We start from the raw sequence: 20,829 nt of genomic DNA, 5'->3' as shown, positions 1-20,829 counted from the left end.
GGCGAGGATTTGCCGCCCTGAGATCGTTATTACATCCCCTGTATTGTCCTGATGCGTGCCGCATCTTCTCCCGGCGTCATGCCGAAATAACGCTTAAATTCGCGGCTGAACTGCGATGCGCTCTCATACCCTACCCGCATCGCCGCCGCGCTGGCTTTCATGCCGTCGTGGATCATCAGCATGCGCGCTTTATGCAGGCGATAAGTCTTCAGATACTGTAGCGGGGAGGTGCTGGTAACTGATTTAAAGTTATGGTGGAACGCCGAGACGCTCATATTGGCCTCAGCCGCCAGCTGATCGACGCTGAGGTTCTCAGTGTACTGGCTTTCAATGCGCTTCAGCACGCGGCTGATCAGGCTGAAGTGGGTTTGACGGCTGACCAGCGCCAGCAGCGCTCCCCCGCACGGCCCGGTCAGCACGTGATAGAGAATTTCGCGGATGATCTGTTTGCCAAGAATGCGCGCGTCAAGCGGGCGTTCCATCACATCCAGCAGCCGCTCCGCCGCGCACAGAATCTCTTCGGACAGCACCGCAGAGTTGATCCCGCTTGACGCCATGGACGGCTGAAACTGCTCATCCTCCCCGATATCCATCAGCAGTTCTTGCAGTTGAAGAATATCGACATTCAGCCTTATTCCCGCCAGCGGTACTTCCGGGGTGGCAAAAGTTTCGCACTCAAACGGCAGCGGAACCGTCAGCAGCAGATACTCATTGGTGTCATAGCGGAAGGTACGCTCATTGATATAGCCAATTTTATGCCCGGAAAAGAGAAAAACGATCCCCGGCTGGTACATGACCGGCGTTCGCGTCCCCGGCTGAGTGCCGTACAGCAGGCGGATATCCGGCAGCAGACCATTAAGCATTTCTTCTTTATTTTTCAGCTGATTAACCTTATGCGTTAATAGCTGGCATATCTCAGCGCGGTTCATTTATCGTGCTTCTCCGAACGTTTTTATACCTTCGCATTGTGCGCACTTCCGGCGAATTTCTCCAGCTACAAAGAGAAATGGGCAAGACAACGGCAGGAATGTGCATTGAGGGGAACGGCCCGCGGGAACACAATGTCCGTCATCTGGCAGAGGTATTGTCTCTGTTGGCGGTTTTATCTATTTGAGGGCACCAGCCATGAATAATTTCGACCTACATACCCCAACCCGCATTCTGTTCGGTAAAGGCGCGATTGAAAATCTGCGCGATCAAATCCCGGCAGATGCACGTGTGCTTGTCACCTACGGCGGCGGTAGCGTGAAGAAAACCGGCGTGCTTGATCAGGTTCTCAGCGCGCTGAACGGCATTGACGTTCGGGAATTTGGCGGCATCGAGCCAAACCCGTCCTACGAAACGCTGATGAACGCGGTGAAAATCGCGCGTGATGAAAAGATCACTTTCCTGTTGGCGGTGGGCGGCGGCTCCGTTCTCGACGGCACTAAATTCATCGCCGCGGCGGCCCACTACAATGCCAGTATCGATCCGTGGGAAATTCTCGAAACTTACGGCAGCAAAGTGGCCAGCGCTATCCCGATGGGCTCCGTGCTGACGCTGCCTGCGACCGGTTCCGAATCTAATAAAGGCGCGGTGATCTCGCGTAAAACCACCGGCGACAAACGCGCGTTTATGTCCACCCACGTCCAGCCGGTGTTCGCTATTCTGGATCCGGTTTACACCTACACCCTGCCGCCGCGCCAGGTGGCTAACGGCGTCGTTGACGCATTCGTCCATACCGTTGAGCAGTACGTCACCTATCCGGTCGACGGTAAAATCCAGGACCGTTTCGCCGAAGGCATTCTCCTGACCCTGGTGGAAGACGGTCCGAAGGCGCTGAAAGAGCCGGAAAACTACGACGTTCGCGCCAATATTATGTGGGCCGCCACCCAGGCGCTGAACGGCCTGATCGGCGCAGGCGTACCGCAGGACTGGGCGACGCACATGCTGGGCCACGAACTGACCGCCATGCACGGGCTCGATCACGCGCAGACGCTGGCCATCGTTCTGCCGGCGCTGTGGAATGAAAAACGCGAGGCTAAACGCGCTAAACTGCTGCAGTACGCCGCTCGCGTCTGGAACATCACCGAAGGTTCCGAGGAAGAGCGCATTGACGCCGCCATCGCCGCAACGCGTGATTTCTTCGAACGCATGGGCGTCCCGACTCGCCTTTCCGCCTACGGTCTGGATGGTAACTCCATCCCGGCGCTGCTGGCGAAACTGGAAGAGCACGGTATGACCCAACTGGGTGAAAATCAGGATATTACTCTGGACGTCAGCCGCCGTATTTACGAGGCTGCACGCTAATCAACGCCCTCTCCGACGCGTAAACTCGCGCAAAGGAGAGGAGTTTAACTACCGTTTTTAGCTATTTCGTCCAGACTTAATGCTACCCCTCAGCGGATTCTATTCCGCTGAGTTCATTAACAGGAGGAAGGCATGACACATCCAACCGTTATAAAACTACACGACGGCAACCTGATGCCGCAGCTGGGGCTCGGCGTGTGGAAAGCAGGCAACGAGGAAGTCGTCTCCGCCATTCATAAGGCGCTGGAAGTCGGTTATCGCTCATTTGACACCGCCGCCGTATACCAGAATGAAACCGGCGTCGGCAATGCACTGAGCAGCGCAGGCGTCGCCCGCGATGAGCTGTTCGTCACCACGAAGCTGTGGAATGACGATCAAAAGCAGCCCCGTGAAGCGCTGCAGGAAAGCCTTAAAAAACTCAAACTCGACTACGTCGACTTATACCTCATTCACTGGCCGGTGCCGGTTACGAACCATTACGTTGATGCCTGGAAAAGCCTAATTGAGCTACAGCAGCAAGGGCTGGCAAAAAGCATCGGCGTCTGTAATTTCCAGGTCCACCATCTGCAAAAAATCATTGATGAAACCGGCGTCGCCCCGGTGATAAACCAGATTGAACTGCATCCTCTGCTGCAGCAGCGTCAGCTTCATGCCTGGAATGCGACGCATAAAATTCAGACCGAGTCCTGGAGCCCGCTGGCACAGGGCGGTGAAGGGGTATTCGATCAGAAAATTATTCACCAACTGGCGGACAAATACGGCAAAACGCCGGCGCAAATCGTCATCCGCTGGCACCTCGATAGCGGCCTGGTGGTGATCCCGAAATCCGTAACGCCGTCGCGCATCGCCGAGAATTTTAACGTCTGGGACTTCCGTCTTGATAAAGATGAATTGAGTGAAATCACTAAGCTGGACAAAAACAAACGCCTCGGGCCTGACCCGGATCAGTTCGGCGGCTAATCCTTCCTGCTCCGTCGGATCCCGGCGGAGCATCGCTTTTCAGTCCGGCTAAAACCACGTACATTTATGGCTTATTGCAATCAAATGGATGCGTGCTGATGAGCTGTATTTTCTGTCAAATTGTTGAGGGGAAAGCCCCCTGCCACAAGGTGTGGGAAGATGAGCACCACCTCGCCTTTCTCTCCATTTATCCAAATACCGACGGTTTTACGGTCGTGATCCCGAAGAAGCACTATCCCAGCTATGCGTTTGATATGCCGCCGCAGGCGCTGGCCGACCTGGTGCTGGCGACGCAGAAGGTGGCAAAGCTTCTGGATAAATCCTTCGATGACGTGGGACGTACGGGGATGTTTTTTGAAGGCTATGGCGTTGACCATGTCCACAGCAAACTCAGTCCGATGCACGGCACCGGGGATATGTCCCAATGGCGGCCGATCGAGTCGCGTCAGACTAAGTTTTTTGCGCAATATGAAGGCTATCTCTCCTCCCACGATCACGAGCGGGCGGATGATGAAAAGCTGGCAGCGCTGGCGGCCAGAATCAGAGAAGCATAGCCATAGAATTTGCTTTGCCGTTTGGCAAGCGGCTGACCGGGCCCGGGATGATCAGGTCCGGTCAGCGAGGCACCACCGGGCAATACTGCAGGCTTAACGACCGGCAACCTTGCCGCGTTTTACGGGCTTCTTCGCCGTCGCCCCGCCGTTCGAACGCTGGTGCACAATCGGCGTATGCTTCGTCAGCGCCGGTCGGGTATGGCGGTTCTGGCGACGCGCCTCGCGCATTTCTTCCAGCGTCGGCGCCGGTACCAGGCAATCGCGACGGCTGCCGATCAGGTGCTTTTTACCCATCGTTTCCAGCGCCTGACGGATCAGCGGCCAGTTGGCCGGATCGTGATAGCGCAGCAGCGCCTTGTGCAGGCGGCGCTGTTTGTCGCCCTTCGGCACCACCACATCCTCACTCTTATAGCCAATCTTACCGAGCGGGTTCTTGCCGGTGTAATACATGGTGGTGGAGTTCGCCAGCGGCGACGGATAGAAGTTCTGCACCTGATCCAGGCGGAAACGATGCTGCTTCAGCCACAGCGCGAGATTCACCATATCTTCATCTCGCGTCCCCGGGTGGGCGGAAATAAAGTATGGAATCAGATATTGCTCTTTACCCGCCTGCTTCGAATAAGTATCGAACAACTGCTTAAAGCGATCGTAGCTGCCCATACCCGGCTTCATCATCTTCGACAGCGGCCCCTCTTCGGTATGTTCAGGAGCAATCTTCAGATAACCGCCGACGTGGTGGGTGGCCAGCTCTTTGATGTAGCGCGGATCTTCAACGGCAATGTCGTAACGAACACCGGATGCGATGAGGATCTTTTTGATGCCTTTAAGATCGCGGGCGCGACGGTAAAGGTTTATCGTCGGCTCATGGTTGGTGTCCATATGCGGGCAGATATCCGGATAAACGCATGACAGGCGGCGGCAGGTCTGCTCGGCGCGCGGCGACTTGCAGCGCAGCATATACATGTTGGCCGTCGGGCCGCCAAGATCGGAAATAATACCGGTAAAGCCGGGCACCGTATCGCGAATCGCTTCGATTTCATTGATGATCGAATCTTCGGAACGGCTCTGAATGATCCGACCTTCATGCTCGGTAATCGAGCAGAACGAACAGCCGCCAAAACAGCCGCGCATGATGTTAATGGAGAAGCGAATCATCTCATAGGCCGGAATGCGGGCATCGCCGTAAGAAGGATGCGGAACGCGCTTATAGGGCAGCGCAAACACGCTATCCATCTCTTCGGTTGAGAGCGGAATGGCGGGCGGGTTAATCCAGATATAGCGCTCGCCGTGCTTCTGCATCAGCGCCCGGGCGCAGCCGGGGTTAGTTTCATGGTGCAGAATGCGCGAGGCATGCGCGTAGAGAACTTTATCGCCTTTTACTTTCTCAAACGAGGGCAGCAGAACGTAGGTCTTCTCCCACGGCTTCGGACGCGGCGGCTGGACGGTAACGCGCTTCGCTTCCTGCTTTGGCGGCGCGACGGTTTTGTTATCCGCGCACGGTAGATCTTCACCGTACGGATGCGGGATCGGGTCGATTTTGCCCGGCGTGTCCAGACGCGTGGAGTCCACCCCGCTCCAGCCAGGCAGCGCTTCCTTCACCATGATGGCGGTGTTGCGTACATCGCGAATTTGCCCGATAGGCTCGCCGGCGGCCAGACGGTGCGCCACTTCCACCAGCGGACGCTCGCCGTTGCCGAACATCAGCATATCGGCCTTAGAGTCCACCAGCACCGAACGGCGCACGGTATCGGACCAGTAGTCATAGTGCGCGGTACGGCGCAGGCTGGCTTCGATACCCCCGAGGATCACCGGGACATCTTTCCATGCCTCTTTGCAGCGCTGAGTGTAGACCAGCGTAGCGCGATCCGGGCGTTTACCGGCCACGTTACCCGCCGTGTAGGCATCGTCATGGCGCAGCTTACGGTCGGCAGTGTAGCGGTTGATCATCGAGTCCATGTTACCGGCAGTCACGCCGAAGAACAGGTTCGGTTTACCCAGACGCATAAAGTCATCTTTGTTGTTCCAGTCCGGCTGGGAAATAATCCCCACGCGGAATCCCTGGGATTCCAGCATGCGTCCGCAAATCGCCATCCCGAAGCTCGGGTGATCGACATAAGCATCGCCGGTCACCAGGATGATGTCGCAGCTATCCCAGCCAAGTTGATCCATCTCTTCTCGCGACATTGGCAGAAAAGGCGCGGGGCCAAAACAGGCGGCCCAGTACTGCGGCCAGGAGAAAAGGTCACGATCCGGTTGGATCAGGGATATTGCGCTCATATTGCTTCCGGGGAAAATGATAAAAAAATAATCAAAAAGGGCGGCGATTATAAGCCGGAACGATGGGAGAAATGAAGGAGGTTTTTCCAATCCCGGCCAGCAGCAGGCCGGGACAAAATAAATTACGGCGCCGGATTCACCAGAATCTGGCCAATGGAGCCGCGGTCGGCAAGCTCCAGCGTCTGGCTTAAGTACTGGAACGGAAAGTGCGGCCAGGAGGGCTGGTTGTAATAGACCAACAGCTCAACCTGCCCGTCGATCCAGACGGTATCCTTCCAGCCGCGGTCTTCCGGGAACGGCGCAGAACCGTTCACATTACGCACCTGGAACATGACGCCTTCAATATGGAACGACTGCGGCCGGTCGGCGCGCACCGTCCAGCGCTCCCAGGTTCCCTGCTGCGCCGTAATATCAATACGCTGCGGATCCCACAGCTGGCCGTTGATTCCCGGATCGTCGCCAAGCGTAATATCGCGGCTGCGGATCGGCGCGCCGGCCAGCATTTCCGTAGGCAGCAAGCGCACAGGCAGGCTATCGGTCACCAGCGGCAGCAGGCCCGTCGGGCGCAAAGTCAGAATCAGCGTTGAAATCAGGATGCTCGACGGTTCGAAGAAACCGCGAATACGATCGACGATACTCGCCGCTTCCCCGCAGGTTATCGACACCTCATCGCCGTTGGTCATGTCGACCAGGATTTCGCGCCGTTCGCCCGGAGCCAACGACAGCTGCTTTAGCGAAACCGGCGCCGGAAGCAGCCCCTGGTCACCGGAGATGACGTGCAGCAACCGACCATCGCTCATCTGCAGCTGGTAGCGCCGGGAGTTAGACGCATTCAGCAGACGCAGGCGCACCCAGCCGCGCGACACTTCAACAAAAGGCCCCTGCACGCCGTTCACCAGCAGCGTATCGCCAACGAAGCCGCCGCTGCCGGGTTCGCTATATTCAGGCGTACCGAAGTTATCCAGGCGCTTGTCCTGAATAATCACCGGGAAATCATCCACACCGTAGTGGTTAGGGATCGGCAAATTCTTGCTAACCTCATCTTCTACCAGCCACATCCCGGCAAGACCGTTATAAACCTGTTTCGCCATATGGTTTGGCGTGTTGGCCTGATACCACAGCGTCGCCGCGCTTTGGCGGATCGGCAGCACCGGAGCCCAGTCGGCGTTGGCGGACATCATACGCGCCGCGCCGCCAATCAGCGGACCGGGAACCTGCAGACCGCGTATCGTCATCGCGACGTTTTCCGTCAGGCGGTTGCTGTAGATCAGCTTCACATCGTCGCCGTTCCAGACGCGGATGGTTGGCCCCATGTAGCGGCCGTTAATCCCCCACACCGATGCGCGGGTGCCCGGCGTAAACGACCAGTGCGCACGCTGTAGCGTCAAAAATAGCGGCTGCCCGCGGCGGGACTCAAGCAAAGGAGGAATCGGCAGCGCGGGCTGCTGACCAGCAGCCTGTGCCTTCAGCGGCGCGGCGCCTGCGCACAGCGCTACGCCTGTAGCCTTAATGAACTGACGCCGACTGAGTGACATATTAACTCCATGAGACACTGACTAATGAATAAGGGAATTCGTTTCCCGCCAGCAATACGCGCGCCGTTTGCGGCGTTTCCGGTGTTATTTCTTGCCGGCCGCTTCGCGTTCGGCAACTTCTTTATCCAGCTCGGCAATTTTCGCGGACATCAGCTCGCGACAGTGCGTCGCCAGCGCGCGTACGCCCTCTTTCCCGTACTGGCTGGTGTCGACCGGCGGCAGCATTTCGACAATCACCAGACCGTTATTCAGGCGATTGAGCTTAATTTTATTCGAAGTATTAGACACGCATACCGGAATAATGGGTACGCCCGCCGCGATAGCCGCATGAAAGGCACCGGTTTTAAAAGGCAGCAAACCGCGACCGCGGCTGCGAGTCCCTTCCGGAAACATCCAAAAAGAGATTTTGCGCTTTTTAAATGCGTTCACGACTTCTGCAATGGTGCCGTGCGCTTTTGTCCGGTTATTGCGGTCAATCAGTAGATTCCCCGTCAACCAATAGAGCTGGCCGAAAAAAGGGATCCACGCCAGGCTTTTTTTACCTACCGTAACGGTCGGCGGCTGTACGATATTCGATGCCGTCACCATATCATAGTTATTCTGGTGGTTAGCGATATAGATAGCGTTGCCGTAGCTTTCGGCATCGTCAGGCTTGCGGAGTTCAACCTTCAGACCGAAGACCGGCGACAGCTTGCCAAAAAGGTGACCGAAGGTGGCGACGTGCTTAGGATTACGCGGACTGAACAGACAATAGATACAGCCGAAGATGCACACCAGAATACAGTAAATGACAACGATAATTAGTCGAAAAATAAATAGCATAGCTACCTCTAAAACCCAAACCGCTTAGAATTATACTCGCTGTTTAGCAAATGATTGACGCCATAGCGCAATTCAGGCCGGGCACAGGTTCCCTGGGAGCACATTGTTAATCGCAATGCCTGAATAAACAACGTTTTTGCGGTAAATATTCACCTCCCCCGCCTCACCGCGAGGGAGGTGCATCTTACTCTTCGCTACCGCCCGCAGAGGCGCGACGCGGAGAATCAATCTCTATCCGATCGATTTTCTGCAATCCGCGCATCAGAGAGCCGCGGCGGCCGCGCTCGCCGGTCACTTTTTGCAGCTCTTCCGGACGGAGTTTAATTTTCCGCTTACCGACATGAATCGTCAGCGTACTTTGCGGCGGCAGGACAAACAGATGCGCCAGGCCATCCTGGCCCGCAGCCGCTTCCGCCGACGGAATATTAATAATCTTGTTGCCCTTACCTTTCGACAGCTGCGGCAAGTCACTGACCGGGAACATCAGCATGCGGCCGGCAGCGGTAATGGCCAGCAGCATGTCAGATTCGTCCTCTATTACCAGCGGCGGCATCACGTGCGCGTTATCCGGAAGGCTAATCAGCGTCTTACCGGCGCGGTTGCGCGCCACCAGATCGTTGAAAGTACAGATAAATCCGTAGCCTGCGTCGGAAGCCAGCAGCAGTTTTTGATCATCGGCTTCCATCAGCATATGTTCAACCGTCGCCCCCGGAGGCAGCGTCAGCTTACCGGTGAGCGGCTCGCCCTGACCGCGCGCGGACGGCAGGGTAATCGGGTCAATCGCGTAGCTGCGCCCGGTAGTGTCAATAAAGACCACCGGCTGATTGCTCTTCCCTTTCACGGCCGATTTAAAACTGTCGCCCGCTTTATAGTTCAGCCCCGGCGCGTCAATATCGTGACCTTTGGCGCTGCGTACCCAGCCGCTCTGCGACAGAACGATAGTCACCGGCTCAGACGGCAGCATATCGTGCTCGCTCATCGCCTTGGCTTCTTCGCGCTCGCGCAGCGGCGAACGGCGATCGTCGCCAAAGGCGTCGGCGTCGGCCTGCAGCTCTTTCTTCAGCAGGTTATTCATCTTGCGTTCAGAGGCCAGGATGGCCTGCAGGTTGTCGCGCTCTTTTTCCAGCTCGTTCTGCTCGCCGCGAATCTTCATCTCTTCCAGTTTGGCGAGATGGCGCAGTTTTAACTCCAGAATCGCTTCCGCCTGGGTCTCGCTGAGGCCGAAGCGTGACATCAGCGCCGGTTTCGGCTCATCTTCGTGACGAATGATCTCGATAACTTCATCAATATTCAGGAACGCCACCAGCAAACCTTCAAGAATATGCAGGCGCTTGAGGACCTTTTCCAGACGGTAGCTGAGACGACGGCGCACGGTATCGCGACGGAAGGTCAGCCATTCCGAGAGGATTTCCAGCAGGTTTTTAACCGCTGGACGGTTATCGAGCCCGATCATATTCAGGTTGATACGATAGCTCTTTTCCAGGTCGGTCGTCGCGAACAGGTGGTTCATCACCTGCTCCATATCGACGCGGTTAGAGCGCGGGACGATCACCAGGCGAGTCGGGTTTTCGTGATCCGACTCGTCGCGCAGATCATCCACCATCGGCAGCTTTTTGTTGCGCATCTGGGCGGCGATCTGCTCGAGCACGCGGGCGCCGGAAACCTGATGCGGCAGCGCGCTAATCACCACCGCGCCGTCTTCTTTGGCCCATACCGCGCGCATCCGCACCGAACCGCGGCCATTCTGGTAGATTTTGCGGATTTCGGCACGGGGGGTAATGATTTCCGCTTCGGTCGGGTAATCCGGCCCCTGCACGATATCCAGCAGGTCATCCAGCGAAGTTTGCGGCTTTTCAATCAGGGTAATGGCCGCCCGGGCCACTTCACGCAGGTTGTGCGGCGGAATGTCCGTCGCCATCCCAACGGCAATGCCGGTAGTACCGTTTAGCAGAATATTGGGCAGGCGCGCAGGCAGCATCTTCGGCTCCTGCAAAGTGCCGTCGAAGTTTGGTACCCAGTCAACGGTGCCTTGCCCCAGTTCGCTCAGCAGCAGTTCAGCATACTTCGACAAACGGGATTCGGTATAACGCATTGCGGCGAAGGATTTAGGATCGTCCGGCGCCCCCCAGTTTCCCTGACCGTCAACCAGCGGATAGCGGTAGGAGAAGGGCTGAGCCATCAGCACCATGGCTTCATAGCACGCGCTGTCGCCGTGGGGATGGTATTTACCCAGCACGTCACCGACGGTGCGGGCGGACTTTTTGAACTTCGCGCTGGCGTTCAGACCCAGTTCAGACATCGCATAGACGATGCGACGCTGGACCGGCTTCAGGCCATCGCCAATAAACGGCAGCGCCCTGTCCATGATGACGTACATGGAGTAGTTAAGGTAGGCGTTTTCCGTAAATTCATGCAGCGCAAGGCGCTCTGCCATATCGCTCATTAATCGTGAATCCTCAATCTGCGTACCGGCCGTTCGGACGGCAAAACTACCGGCGATAATACCCTATCTGACGCCCTGAGTCACAGGGCGTTAGGCCGGTTGAGGAATTCCGTGAGCATCCTTCAGTTATGGCTGAAGGCGATTCGCAAATTAGGGGGTGATTTTACGAATCTGCTTTACATCGATCTCCACTGAGTTCCAGTCTTTATCGACTTCGCCCTGGATCTCTACCGTATCCTGCGGGGTAACGGTCACGCCGTTCCAGCGCTTGTGATCGATATCGACGTTGACGGTGCCGGAGCTGTCCTGGAATTTATACAGATCATCGGAAATACGCTCCACGATTTTACCGCGCAGGGTCACCCAGGTATCGTCACGCAGGCTTTTCGCATTCGCAACCGTCGTTACGCTCCCGTTCGGGCCAATAAACCCGCCATTTTGCGAGGTTGTCTGGCTGGTTTGCGTGGAGCCAGGGCCGGAAAATCCGCCCTGTTCAGCAGCCAGTACCGGCATGGAAACTAAAGCGATGATGGCGGTCATTGCGGCGATTTTCTTCATGATGTGTTCTCCCTTTGTGTTTATATCGTCACTATTACACCGGGCAAAACTTAACAACTTCTTAAGCGGAAAAAATAAATTTTATTCCTGTACAGGGCGCGCCGCAACGCGCTTTACTGCTGGAATAGCCGAGGGATACAGGAGCAGGAGAATGCGTATTTTATTGGTGGAAGACGATAAACTGATCGGTGACGGCCTCAAGGCAGGGCTGACAAAAATGGGATTCAGCGTCGACTGGTTTACCCGCGGTGAGGAAGGAAAAGCCGCATTGTACAACGCCCCCTATGACGCCATTATTCTGGACCTGACCCTTCCCGGCATTGATGGGCTGGATATCCTGCGCGAATGGCGCGACAAAGGCCGCCATGAACCGGTACTGATCCTTACCGCCCGCGACGCGCTCAGCCAGCGGGTTGAAGGGCTTCGGCTCGGCGCCGATGACTATCTATGCAAACCCTTTGCGCTGATTGAAGTCGCCGCCCGTCTGGAAGCGCTGATGCGCCGCGCCCACGGCCAGAGCAGCAGCGAGCTGCGGCACGGCAGCGTGGTTCTCGACCCGGGCCGGCTCACGGCCACCCTGAACGGCAAAAGCCTGGCGCTCAAGCCAAAGGAGTTTGCTCTGCTGGAGCTGATGATGCGTAACGCCGGACGCGTGCTGCCGCGTAAGCTGATCGAAGAAAAACTCTACAGCTGGGATGACGACGTTTCCAGCAATGCGATAGAGGTGCACGTCCACCATCTACGCCGTAAACTCGGCAGCGGTTTCATTCGCACCGTTCACGGTATCGGCTACACCCTGGGGGACGCATGAAACGACTGGGCAAACTGAGCCTGCGCGTTCGCCTGACGCTCCTTTTCCTGCTGCTGACCAGCGCCGCATGGGGCATCGCCAGCTTTGTGGCCTGGCAACAAACGACCGATAAGCTGGATAAGCTCTTCGATACCCAGCAGCTGCTATTCGCCCGCCGCCTTAGCGCAATGAATTTTGACGAGCTTCACACCCTCTCTTCGCAGGTGCGAGAGAAGAAGAAGGTCAAGCACGGTCATCTCGACGACGACGCGCTGGCTTTCGCTATCTTTACCACCGATGGCAAGATGGTGCTTAACGATGGCGAGAATGGCCAGGATATCCCGTGGGGCCGCAATCGGGAGGGATTCAGCGACGGCTATCTGCGCGGCGATGACGACGAGTGGCGTTTTCTGTGGCTCACCACCCGCGACGGCCGCCATCGTATCGTTGTCGGCCAGGAGTGGGATTACCGTCGCGAGATGGCGCTGGATATCGTCACCAGCCAGCTCACGCCCTGGCTGATTGCGCTGCCGCTTATGTTTTTGCTACTCATCGTGCTGTTAAGCCGGGAACTGGCGCCGCTGAAAAAGCTGGCCAACACGCTGCGCGCCCGGGCGCCGGATTCCGCCGAAACGCTGAATAATAAAAACGTGCCCAATGAAGTTCGCCCGCTGGTCGACGCGCTAAATCAGCTGTTTATCCGCACGCATGATGCCATGATCCGCGAGCGTCGCTTCACATCCGATGCGGCCCACGAACTGCGCAGTCCGCTGGCGGCCCTGAAGGTGCAAACTGAAGTAGCCCAGCTTTCGAAGGACGATCCGCAGGGGCTGGATAAAGCACTGGCGCAGCTTCACCAGGGTATCGATCGCGCAACCCGCCTGGTCGATCAGCTTCTGACTTTGTCGCGCCTGGATTCGCTGGCGCAGCTGGACGATATCCAGCGCGTCGCCCTGGACGACCTGCTGCAGTCGGCGGTGATGGAGATGTACCACCCCGCTCAGCAGGCCGGCGTTGAGCTGCGTCTGCATCTGAATGCGGATAACGTCGCACGCACCGGCCAGCCGCTGCTGCTGAGCCTTCTGGTGCGCAATCTTTTAGATAACGCCGTACGCTATAGCGCCGCCGGAAGCCAGGTCGATATCACGCTTGAAGCTGGTGAATTTCGCGTGCGCGATAACGGCCCGGGCATTAGCGCCGAAGCCCTGGCGCGTATCGGCGAGCGCTTTTATCGCCCGCCGGGACAGGAACAACCCGGCAGCGGTCTTGGGTTATCCATCGTCAAACGTATCGCCGCGCTGCACGGAATGACGGCCAGTTTCGGCAACGCCCGGGACGGCGGATTCGAAGCGCGCATTCGCTGGTAGCGCTATTATTGCTAAAAAAGCAAAAGACTTTGCACATTTTGCTCATTTTACCGCTCTGCCCGACGGGGTAACATGACTCACAAAATTGAAAGGTTGAGGATAAAAAATGAGCAACATTCTGATTATCAACGGTGCGAAAAAATTCGCCCACTCTAACGGCCAACTGAACGACACCCTGACCGAGGTCGCGGATGGTTATCTGCGCGACGCCGGGCATGATGTTAAGGTCGTCCGCGCCGAGAGCGAATACGATGTAAAAGAAGAGGTGCAGAATTTTCTCTGGGCTGACGTGGTTATCTGGCAGATGCCGGGCTGGTGGATGGGCGCGCCCTGGACGGTGAAAAAGTACATCGACGATGTCTTTACCGAAGGTCACGGAGCGCTGTACTCCAGCGATGGCCGCACCCGCTCCGATGCCAGTAAGAAATATGGTTCCGGCGGCCTGATTCAGGGCAAAAAATATATGCTGTCCCTGACCTGGAATGCGCCGATGGAAGCCTTCACCGAGAAAGATCAGTTTTTCCACGGCGTCGGCGTCGACGGCGTTTACCTGCCGTTCCATAAGGCTAACCAGTTCCTTGGGATGAGCGCCCTGCCGACCTTCATCGCCAACGATGTGATCAAAATGCCCGATGTTCCGCGTTATACGGCAGAATATCGCAAGCATCTGGCGGAAATTTTTGGTTAACTGTACTGAGTTATGAAAAGACGACAAGCGCGGCTACTCTGGCGGCGGCTTGAAGTATGATGAGAATACACAGAAGGAGTTGAGTTAACCATGTTGACAGTGATTGCTGAAATTCGCACTCGTCCGGGGCAACACCATCGTCAGGCGGTGCTGGATCAGTTCGCAAAAATTACCCCGACCGTTCTCCAGGAAGAGGGCTGTCACGGCTATGCGCCGCTGGTGGATCACGCCGCTGGCGTCAGTTTTCAGACCACCTCGCCGGACTCCATCGTCATGGTCGAGCAGTGGGAAAGCGTCGCGCATCTTGAAGCGCACCTGCAGACTCCGCACATGAAAGCCTACGGTGAAGCCGTTAAAGGCGACGTGCTGGAGATGAATATCCGTATTCTGGAATCCGGTATTTAAGCGCACAAAAAAAATCGGCCAGTTCCCTGGCCGATTTTTTTATTACCCGTCCAGCTCAGCCAGATCGCCCTTCTCTTGTAGCCAGTTACGCCGATCTTCAGAACGCTTCTTCGCTAACAGCATGTCCATCATGGCAGTCGTCTGCTGTTCGTCCTCATCGTTGATAATCAGCTGCACCAGACGGCGGGTATTCGGATCCAGCGTCGTCTCACGCAGCTGCATCGGGTTCATCTCGCCCAGCCCTTTAAAGCGCTGTACGTTTGGCTTACCCTTCTTCCGCTTAAGCTGTTCCAGCACGCCGGTTTTCTCTTCTTCCGTCAGCGCGTAATACACCTCTTTACCGAGGTCGATACGGTATAGCGGCGGCAGCGCCACGTAAACATGGCCGTGTTTAACCAGATTACGGAAGTGTCTGACGAACAGCGCGCACAGCAGGGTTGCGATATGCAGACCGTCGGAGTCGGCATCCGCCAGAATACAAATCTTGCCGTAGCGCAGCTGGCTCAGGTCGTCGCTATCCGGGTCGATACCGATGGCGACAGAAATGTCATGCACTTCCTGTGAAGCCAGTACTTCATCGGAAGAGACTTCCCAGGTGTTAAGGATTTTACCTTTCAGCGGCATGATCGCCTGATATTCGCGATCGCGCGCCTGCTTGGCAGAACCGCCCGCCGAATCCCCTTCCACAAGGAACAGTTCGGTTCGGTTCAAATCCTGGGCGGTGCAGTCCGCCAGCTTGCCGGGCAGCGCCGGACCGCTGGTTAGCTTTTTGCGCACCACTTTTTTCGCCGCGCGCAGGCGACGCTGGGCGCTGGAGATCGCCATTTCCGCCAGCAGCTCTGCCGACTGGACGTTCTGGTTTAGCCACAGGCTGAAGGCATCTTTGACTACCCCGGAAACAAACGCGGCGCACTGGCGCGAAGAGAGGCGCTCTTTGGTTTGCCCGGCAAACTGCGGATCCTGCATCTTCACAGAGAGTACGTAGGCGCAGCGCTCCCAGATATCTTCCGCCGACAGCTTCACGCCGCGCGGCAGGATGTTCCGGTATTCGCAAAACTCGCGCATGGCGTCCAGTAAGCCCTGGCGCAGGCCGTTAACGTGGGTTCCGCCCTGCATGGTAGGAATCAGGTTGACGTAGCTTTCGGTCAGCAGCTCGCCGCCTTCCGGCAGCCACAGCAGCGCCCAGTCGACCGCTTCGGTATCGCCAGAGAAGGTGCCGACGAACGGTTTTTCCGGCAGCAGAGGCAGGCCGTTAACCGCTTCGCTAAGATAGTCGGTCAGGCCATCGGCGTAGCACCAGCGCTGCTCGCTGTCGTTGACCAAATCGCGGAAAACAATCTCTACGCCCGGGCAAAGAACGGCCTTGGCTTTTAACAAATGCGAAAGGCGCGAGACGGAAAAACGTGGGCTATCAAAAAAGCTTTCATCCGGCCAGAAATGAACGCTGGTCCCGGTATTGCGCTTACCGCAGGTGCCGGTCACGTGGAGATCTTCCACTTTGTCGCCGTTTTCAAAGGCGATGCTATAGACCTGACCGTCGCGGCGCACATTCACTTCAACGCGTTTCGATAAGGCGTTGACCACTGAAATCCCGACGCCGTGCAGGCCGCCGGAGAACTGGTAGTTCTTATTGGAGAACTTCCCTCCCGCGTGCAGGCGGCAAAGAATCAGTTCAACTGCCGGCACCCCCTCTTCAGGGTGGATATCCACCGGCATTCCGCGTCCATCATCGATAACTTCCAGCGACTGATCGGCATGGAGAATGACCTCCACGCGTTTCGCGTGACCGGCCAGAGCCTCATCCACGCTGTTATCAATAACTTCCTGACCAAGATGGTTTGGTCGTGTGGTATCCGTGTACATTCCCGGACGGCGGCGAACCGGCTCTAGCCCGGTGAGTACCTCAATGGCATCAGCGTTATATGAAGATTGCGTCATGGTGTGTATTCGTAGGTCGTTCCGAACCGCTTAGCGCAGGCCCAGAAAATCGATAATCTGAGTGAAATGATCTTCAAAGCCAACAAATGCGTGATTACCGCCCTCCTCTACCGTTTGTCGGCAGGAGGCGAAATAATCAACGGCCTGGCGGTAATCAAGCACTTCATCGCCCGTTTGCTGTAATAACCAGATTAAATCCGGCGCTTCCAGCGGGTCAATTTGCATGACTTTGAGATCGTAAATATGGCGTGACTCTAGCACATATTGCTGCCCCGTGTATGGATTCTCATTGGGGCCCAGGAAATTGTTCAGCAGCTCGAACGGGCGCACCGCAGGGTTCACTACCACCGCGGGCAGCATAAAACACTGCGATAGCCAGGTCGCATAATATCCCCCTAACGAGGAGCCGACAACGCCCAGCGGTTCGCCGCCGTGTTCCAGCACGAGGGCCTCCAGATATTCTGCCGCTTGCGCGGGATAAACCGGGAGCTCCGGTATCACCATAGAGATGTGGGGATAAGTCCGAGCCAGCCACTCTTTCAGCGCAGTCGCTTTTGCCGACCGCGGTGAGCTGTTAAAACCATGCAGGTAGAGAAGCGTAGACATCAGTATCCTTCTGAAGCGATATCCGGGTGAAATTTCACGCCTTCAAGGCGGCAAACTTCAGTGGTCAAGGTGCCGTCAGGATGCAGTTCCAGCCAGCGCCAGCCTGGGGAGACGGTATCGAGCGTGAAGTTAGCGCAGTGCGGCTTAAACTGCACGCAGGTGGATGGCGTGGCCATCATTCGCCGCCCGTTCCAGTCAAGGTCCAGCTCCTGGTGAATATGACCGCACAGCAGATGCTTAACGCGAGGAAAAGCAGCCAGCGCGCAATCAAGCGCCCCGGCATTGCGCAGGCTATGCTGATCCAGCCAGCTACAGCCTGACGGCAGAGGATGATGGTGTAACAGCAGCAGCGTGTAACGCTCAGGAACCTCCGCCAGCTTCTGCTCAAGCCACTCCAGCTGGAAATCGCTCAGCTCGCCGTGCGGCACACCGAACACCTGACTGTCCATCAGCAATATCTGCCAGTGGTCGCCCAGCAATACGCGTTTAGCGGGGGAGATGCCTGATTCCTGCAGCGTGCTGTACATCGCCGGTTGAAAATCATGATTGCCCGGTAGCCAGACGCAGGGTGCAGCAAAACTCGCGATGCCTTCAGCAAAATGCTGATAGGCCGCGGCGGAGTGATCTTGCGCCAGATCGCCTGTGGCAACAATCAGGTCGCATTCTCGCTGAGAGGCGTGGATAGCATCCAGTACAGCCTGATAGCTTTCCCAGGTATTGATACCTAACAGCGTTTCGTGTTTTTCAGCAAACAGGTGAGTATCAGTAATTTGTAATATCCTGACTCTGGCCTCACCAGCCAAAGGTAGGTTTAACAGGCTTTCCAAATGGTGTCCTTAGGTTTCACGACGCTAACAAACCGGAATCGCCATCGCTCCATGTGCTAAACAGTATCGCAGCCAATCGGCCAGAAACTGATTAATTTGATGCTTTTCGTCGCGTTGATGCAACTTTTTATTAGGATAATCATACCGCGCTTTGAAGCGAAAGATCTGCTGGCTTGAACACACTTCAGCGACCATTGCATCGTGATAGAGCCGTACCGTCATTGACGGCAGACTCCAGTAGCTCACCGCTGGCAGAGTCTGTTCAATCGCCACTAAGGTAGTGTAGCGGGTCGATTCGACGATCGTTAATCGGTATTGCGCATTGCCCACCTGGTAACTCACCTTTTCTCCCGCTGTATCCGTTCGCGGCAACAGGCGGCGCAGCTGAGCAAAATTGGTTTCACACAGGCGCATCATTTCAGGGAAGTCAGGTGTATAACGCTTCATTTTGTCCACTCGTTTCGTAAATTGTGATAATGCAGTTGCAGCCATTGCAGCGCAATGACAGAGGCTGCGTTGTCGATTTTCCCCTCTTCTACCCACCGATAAGCCTGTTCCCGGCTTACCACATGGACACGAATATCCTCATTTTCATCGGCCAGTCCGTGAATCCCCTTTGCCGTCGTTGCATCGACTTCACCCACCATAATAGACAGCCTTTCGCTGGTGCCGCCGGGGCTGGCCAGGTAACTCAGGACCGGCTTAATACGGCCGACATTAAGCCCGGCTTCTTCTACCGCCTCACGGCGGGCGACATCTTCAGGCGACTCGCCTTCTTCAATCATGCCGGCGACCATTTCGAGCAGCCACGGGCTCTCACTGGTATCATACGCCGCAATACGGATCTGCTCGACGAGCACCACTTCATCACGCACCGGGTCAAAGGGTAGCAAGACTGCTGCGTGACCGCGCTCAAAAATTTCGCGGGTCACTTCGCCGCTCATCTCACCGTTAAACAGGCGGTGGCGGAAACGATATAAATCGAGCGAAAAAAAACCACGATAGAGCGTTTCGCGTGCAATAATTTCTACATCGTTTTTAGAGAAGGTAATCTCCTGCTGATTGACATTACTCATTTCGATATCCTGTAGAATATGAAGTTATGAATTTATAGACGGTGTGGCTACCGTTTTATGGCGCGTATGTTAGATTGGTGCAAATTACCGCCCCATGGCACATAACGCCAACTTTTTACGGTAACAGACTCTATACAATCAGCGATTATTTTTAGAATTTGAGTAGCGCTAAATGCTTCACAACAAGGAATGCAAATGAAGAAACTCTTTCCCATCCTTATCGGCCTGGGCCTGACTGGCTTCAGCGCCATGAGCCAGGCAGAAAACCTGCTGCAGGTTTATCAGCAGGCGCGTATCAGTAACCCTGATCTGCGTAAATCAGCAGCCGATCGTGATGCCGCATTCGAGAAGATCAACGAAGCGCGTAGCCCATTACTGCCGCAGCTCGGTCTGGGTGCGGATTATTCCTATACCAACGGATTTCGCGACAGCAACGGCGTTAACTCCAACGTCACCAGCGGCTCGCTGCAGCTCACGCAGGTCCTGTTCGATATGTCAAAATGGCGAGCGCTGACGCTGCAGGAAAAACAAGCGGGTATTCAGGACGTCACCTACCAGACGGATCAGCAATCGCTGATTCTGAACACCGCAACCGCCTATTTTAAAGTGCTGGCCGCGATCGACACGCTCTCCTATACCGAAGCGCAGAAACAGGCGATTTATCGTCAGTTAGATCAGACCACCCAGCGCTTTAACGTTGGCCTGGTTGCCATCACTGACGTACAAAACGCCCGCTCGCAGTACGATGCTGTGCTGGCGAATGAAGTCACCGCGCGCAACGATCTCGATAACGCCGTTGAAGAACTGCGCCAGGTGACCGGCAACTACTATCCAGAACTGGCGTCGCTCAACGTGGATGGTTTTAAAACCAACAAACCGTCAGCCGTTAACGCGCTGCTGAAAGAAGCGGAAAGCCGTAACCTGTCGCTGCTGCAGGCGCGTCTGAGCCAGGATCTGGCGCGTGAGCAGATTCGCCAGGCGCAGGATGGTCATCTGCCGACGTTAAGCTTGTCCGCCTCAAGCGGCGTGTCAAACACCAGCTACGACGGCTCAAAAACCCGTGATAATGCGCAATACCGAGATAACGATGCCGGTCAAAACAAAATCGGCCTTAGCTTCTCCCTGCCGTTGTATCAGGGCGGAATGGTAAACTCTCAGGTTAAACAGGCGCAGTACAACTTTGTCGGCGCCAGCGAACAGCTGGAAAGCGCCCACCGCAGCGTGGTGCAGACCGTTCGTTCATCCTTTAACAACGTGAACGCGTCTATCAGCAGCATTAATGCCTACAAACAGGCCGTGGTTTCCGCGCAAAGTTCCCTGGATGCTATGGAAGCAGGTTATTCGGTAGGTACGCGTACCATCGTCGATGTCCTGGACGCGACCACTACGCTGTATAACGCAAAACAGCAACTGTCCAACGCGCGTTATAACTACCTGATTAACGAGCTGAACATCAAATCCGCACTCGGTACGCTGAACGAGCAGGATCTGGTTGCGCTGAACAATACGCTGGGCAAGGCTATTCCGACTTCACCGGATAGCGTCGCGCCGGAAAATCCTCAGCAGGATGCCAGCGCCGACGGCTACAGCAACACCGCCGCGGCAAAACCAGCATCAGCACGCAGCACCAGCGGCAGCAATCCGTTCCGCCAGTAGTCCGCTTGCGTTGTCCGCGCTTCGCTTACCCACACGGG

At 56.1% G+C, this 20,829-nt stretch carries 18 protein-coding genes and 1 pseudogene; 8 read left to right on the top strand and 11 right to left on the bottom strand.

The window, feature by feature from the left end; genetic code table 11:
- Positions 1–29 precede the first annotated feature (29 nt).
- Positions 30–929 (bottom strand): AraC family transcriptional regulator, encoded by a 900-nt coding sequence (locus ACSIPU_RS16775; protein ID WP_016808000.1) that lies wholly within the window; start codon positions 927–929, stop codon positions 30–32.
- A gap of 196 nt (positions 930–1,125) precedes the next feature.
- On the opposite strand from ACSIPU_RS16775, the gene yqhD reads away from it, so the two are divergent.
- From yqhD to ACSIPU_RS16760, 3 genes are all read left to right on the top strand, one after another.
- Positions 1,126–2,289 carry an alcohol dehydrogenase gene (yqhD, locus tag ACSIPU_RS16770; RefSeq protein WP_196558167.1) on the top strand — a complete coding sequence of 388 codons (1,164 nt, stop codon included), beginning with the start codon at positions 1,126–1,128 and terminating at the stop codon, positions 2,287–2,289.
- Between the two features lie 132 nt (positions 2,290–2,421).
- Positions 2,422–3,249 (top strand): 2,5-didehydrogluconate reductase DkgA, encoded by an 828-nt coding sequence (dkgA, locus tag ACSIPU_RS16765; RefSeq protein ID WP_196558166.1) that lies wholly within the window; start codon positions 2,422–2,424, stop codon positions 3,247–3,249.
- A 98-nt stretch (positions 3,250–3,347) separates the two neighbouring features.
- Positions 3,348–3,803: an HIT family protein gene (locus ACSIPU_RS16760; protein ID WP_004105825.1), complete on the top strand. Its 456-nt coding sequence runs from the start codon at positions 3,348–3,350 to the stop codon at positions 3,801–3,803.
- 126 nt (positions 3,804–3,929) lie between these two features.
- On the opposite strand, the pseudogene ACSIPU_RS16755 reads toward ACSIPU_RS16760, so the two are convergent.
- The 5 genes and pseudogenes from ACSIPU_RS16755 to ACSIPU_RS16735 all read right to left on the bottom strand — a co-directional run.
- Positions 3,930–6,171, bottom strand: a pseudogene (locus ACSIPU_RS16755) (YgiQ family radical SAM protein); the annotation flags it as partial.
- 31 nt (positions 6,172–6,202) lie between these two features.
- Entirely contained in the window at positions 6,203–7,615 is a 1,413-nt protein-coding gene (gene ftsP, locus ACSIPU_RS16750; RefSeq protein WP_004105829.1) for a cell division protein FtsP, read from the bottom strand.
- A gap of 84 nt (positions 7,616–7,699) precedes the next feature.
- Positions 7,700–8,437, bottom strand: a complete 738-nt coding sequence (gene plsC / locus ACSIPU_RS16745) for a 1-acylglycerol-3-phosphate O-acyltransferase (protein ID WP_004105831.1) — start codon at positions 8,435–8,437, stop codon at positions 7,700–7,702.
- 184 nt (positions 8,438–8,621) lie between these two features.
- Positions 8,622–10,880, bottom strand: a complete 2,259-nt coding sequence (parC, locus tag ACSIPU_RS16740; RefSeq protein WP_004105833.1) for a DNA topoisomerase IV subunit A — start codon at positions 10,878–10,880, stop codon at positions 8,622–8,624.
- Between the two features lie 150 nt (positions 10,881–11,030).
- Entirely contained in the window at positions 11,031–11,438 is a 408-nt protein-coding gene (locus ACSIPU_RS16735) for a YgiW/YdeI family stress tolerance OB fold protein (protein ID WP_004105835.1), read from the bottom strand.
- 151 nt (positions 11,439–11,589) lie between these two features.
- On the opposite strand from ACSIPU_RS16735, the gene qseB reads away from it, so the two are divergent.
- The 4 genes from qseB to ACSIPU_RS16715 all read left to right on the top strand — a co-directional run bounded on the left by qseB (position 11,590) and on the right by ACSIPU_RS16715 (position 14,688).
- On the top strand, positions 11,590–12,249 hold the full coding sequence (qseB, locus tag ACSIPU_RS16730; RefSeq protein WP_196558165.1) for a quorum sensing response regulator transcription factor QseB: 660 nt from the start codon (positions 11,590–11,592) through the stop codon (positions 12,247–12,249).
- Positions 12,246–13,595 carry a quorum sensing histidine kinase QseC gene (gene qseC / locus ACSIPU_RS16725; RefSeq protein ID WP_017145413.1) on the top strand — a complete coding sequence of 450 codons (1,350 nt, stop codon included), beginning with the start codon at positions 12,246–12,248 and terminating at the stop codon, positions 13,593–13,595. The genes qseB and qseC overlap by 4 nt, the downstream gene beginning before the upstream one ends.
- Positions 13,596–13,701: 106 nt before the next feature.
- The gene (locus tag ACSIPU_RS16720; RefSeq protein WP_196558164.1) at positions 13,702–14,283 is read left to right on the top strand and encodes an NAD(P)H-dependent oxidoreductase; all 582 of its coding nucleotides are present in this window, start codon (positions 13,702–13,704) and stop codon (positions 14,281–14,283) included.
- A gap of 90 nt (positions 14,284–14,373) precedes the next feature.
- A complete protein-coding gene (locus ACSIPU_RS16715; protein WP_004105848.1) occupies positions 14,374–14,688 on the top strand; it encodes a putative quinol monooxygenase in 315 nt (104 codons plus the stop codon).
- A gap of 42 nt (positions 14,689–14,730) precedes the next feature.
- Here the strand turns inward: ACSIPU_RS16715 and parE are convergent, their stop codons facing one another.
- From parE to nudF, 5 genes are read right to left on the bottom strand one after another with little or no spacing between them, the layout of a single operon-like run.
- On the bottom strand, positions 14,731–16,626 hold the full coding sequence (gene parE / locus ACSIPU_RS16710; protein ID WP_004105850.1) for a DNA topoisomerase IV subunit B: 1,896 nt from the start codon (positions 16,624–16,626) through the stop codon (positions 14,731–14,733).
- Positions 16,627–16,656: 30 nt separating this feature from the next.
- Positions 16,657–17,232, bottom strand: a complete 576-nt coding sequence (gene yqiA, locus ACSIPU_RS16705; RefSeq protein WP_004115623.1) for an esterase YqiA — start codon at positions 17,230–17,232, stop codon at positions 16,657–16,659.
- On the bottom strand, positions 17,232–18,059 hold the full coding sequence (gene cpdA, locus ACSIPU_RS16700) for a 3',5'-cyclic-AMP phosphodiesterase (RefSeq protein WP_023321648.1): 828 nt from the start codon (positions 18,057–18,059) through the stop codon (positions 17,232–17,234). The genes yqiA and cpdA overlap by 1 nt, the downstream gene beginning before the upstream one ends.
- A gap of 24 nt (positions 18,060–18,083) precedes the next feature.
- On the bottom strand, positions 18,084–18,506 hold the full coding sequence (locus tag ACSIPU_RS16695; RefSeq protein ID WP_196558163.1) for a DUF1249 family protein: 423 nt from the start codon (positions 18,504–18,506) through the stop codon (positions 18,084–18,086).
- Entirely contained in the window at positions 18,503–19,135 is a 633-nt protein-coding gene (gene nudF / locus ACSIPU_RS16690) for an ADP-ribose diphosphatase (protein WP_004105859.1), read from the bottom strand. The genes ACSIPU_RS16695 and nudF overlap by 4 nt, the downstream gene beginning before the upstream one ends.
- A 195-nt stretch (positions 19,136–19,330) precedes the next feature.
- Between nudF and tolC the strand changes: the two genes are divergently transcribed.
- The gene (tolC, locus tag ACSIPU_RS16685) at positions 19,331–20,791 is read left to right on the top strand and encodes an outer membrane channel protein TolC (protein ID WP_064343841.1); all 1,461 of its coding nucleotides are present in this window, start codon (positions 19,331–19,333) and stop codon (positions 20,789–20,791) included.
- Positions 20,792–20,829 lie beyond the last annotated feature (38 nt).

Origin of the sequence: Klebsiella sp. HN106, assembly GCF_051209435.1 — a bacterium.
Classification (GTDB): domain Bacteria; phylum Pseudomonadota; class Gammaproteobacteria; order Enterobacterales; family Enterobacteriaceae; genus Klebsiella; species Klebsiella oxytoca.
Note: the sequence above shows the minus strand (reverse complement) of the source record. Positions and strands in the feature narration are given on the sequence as shown.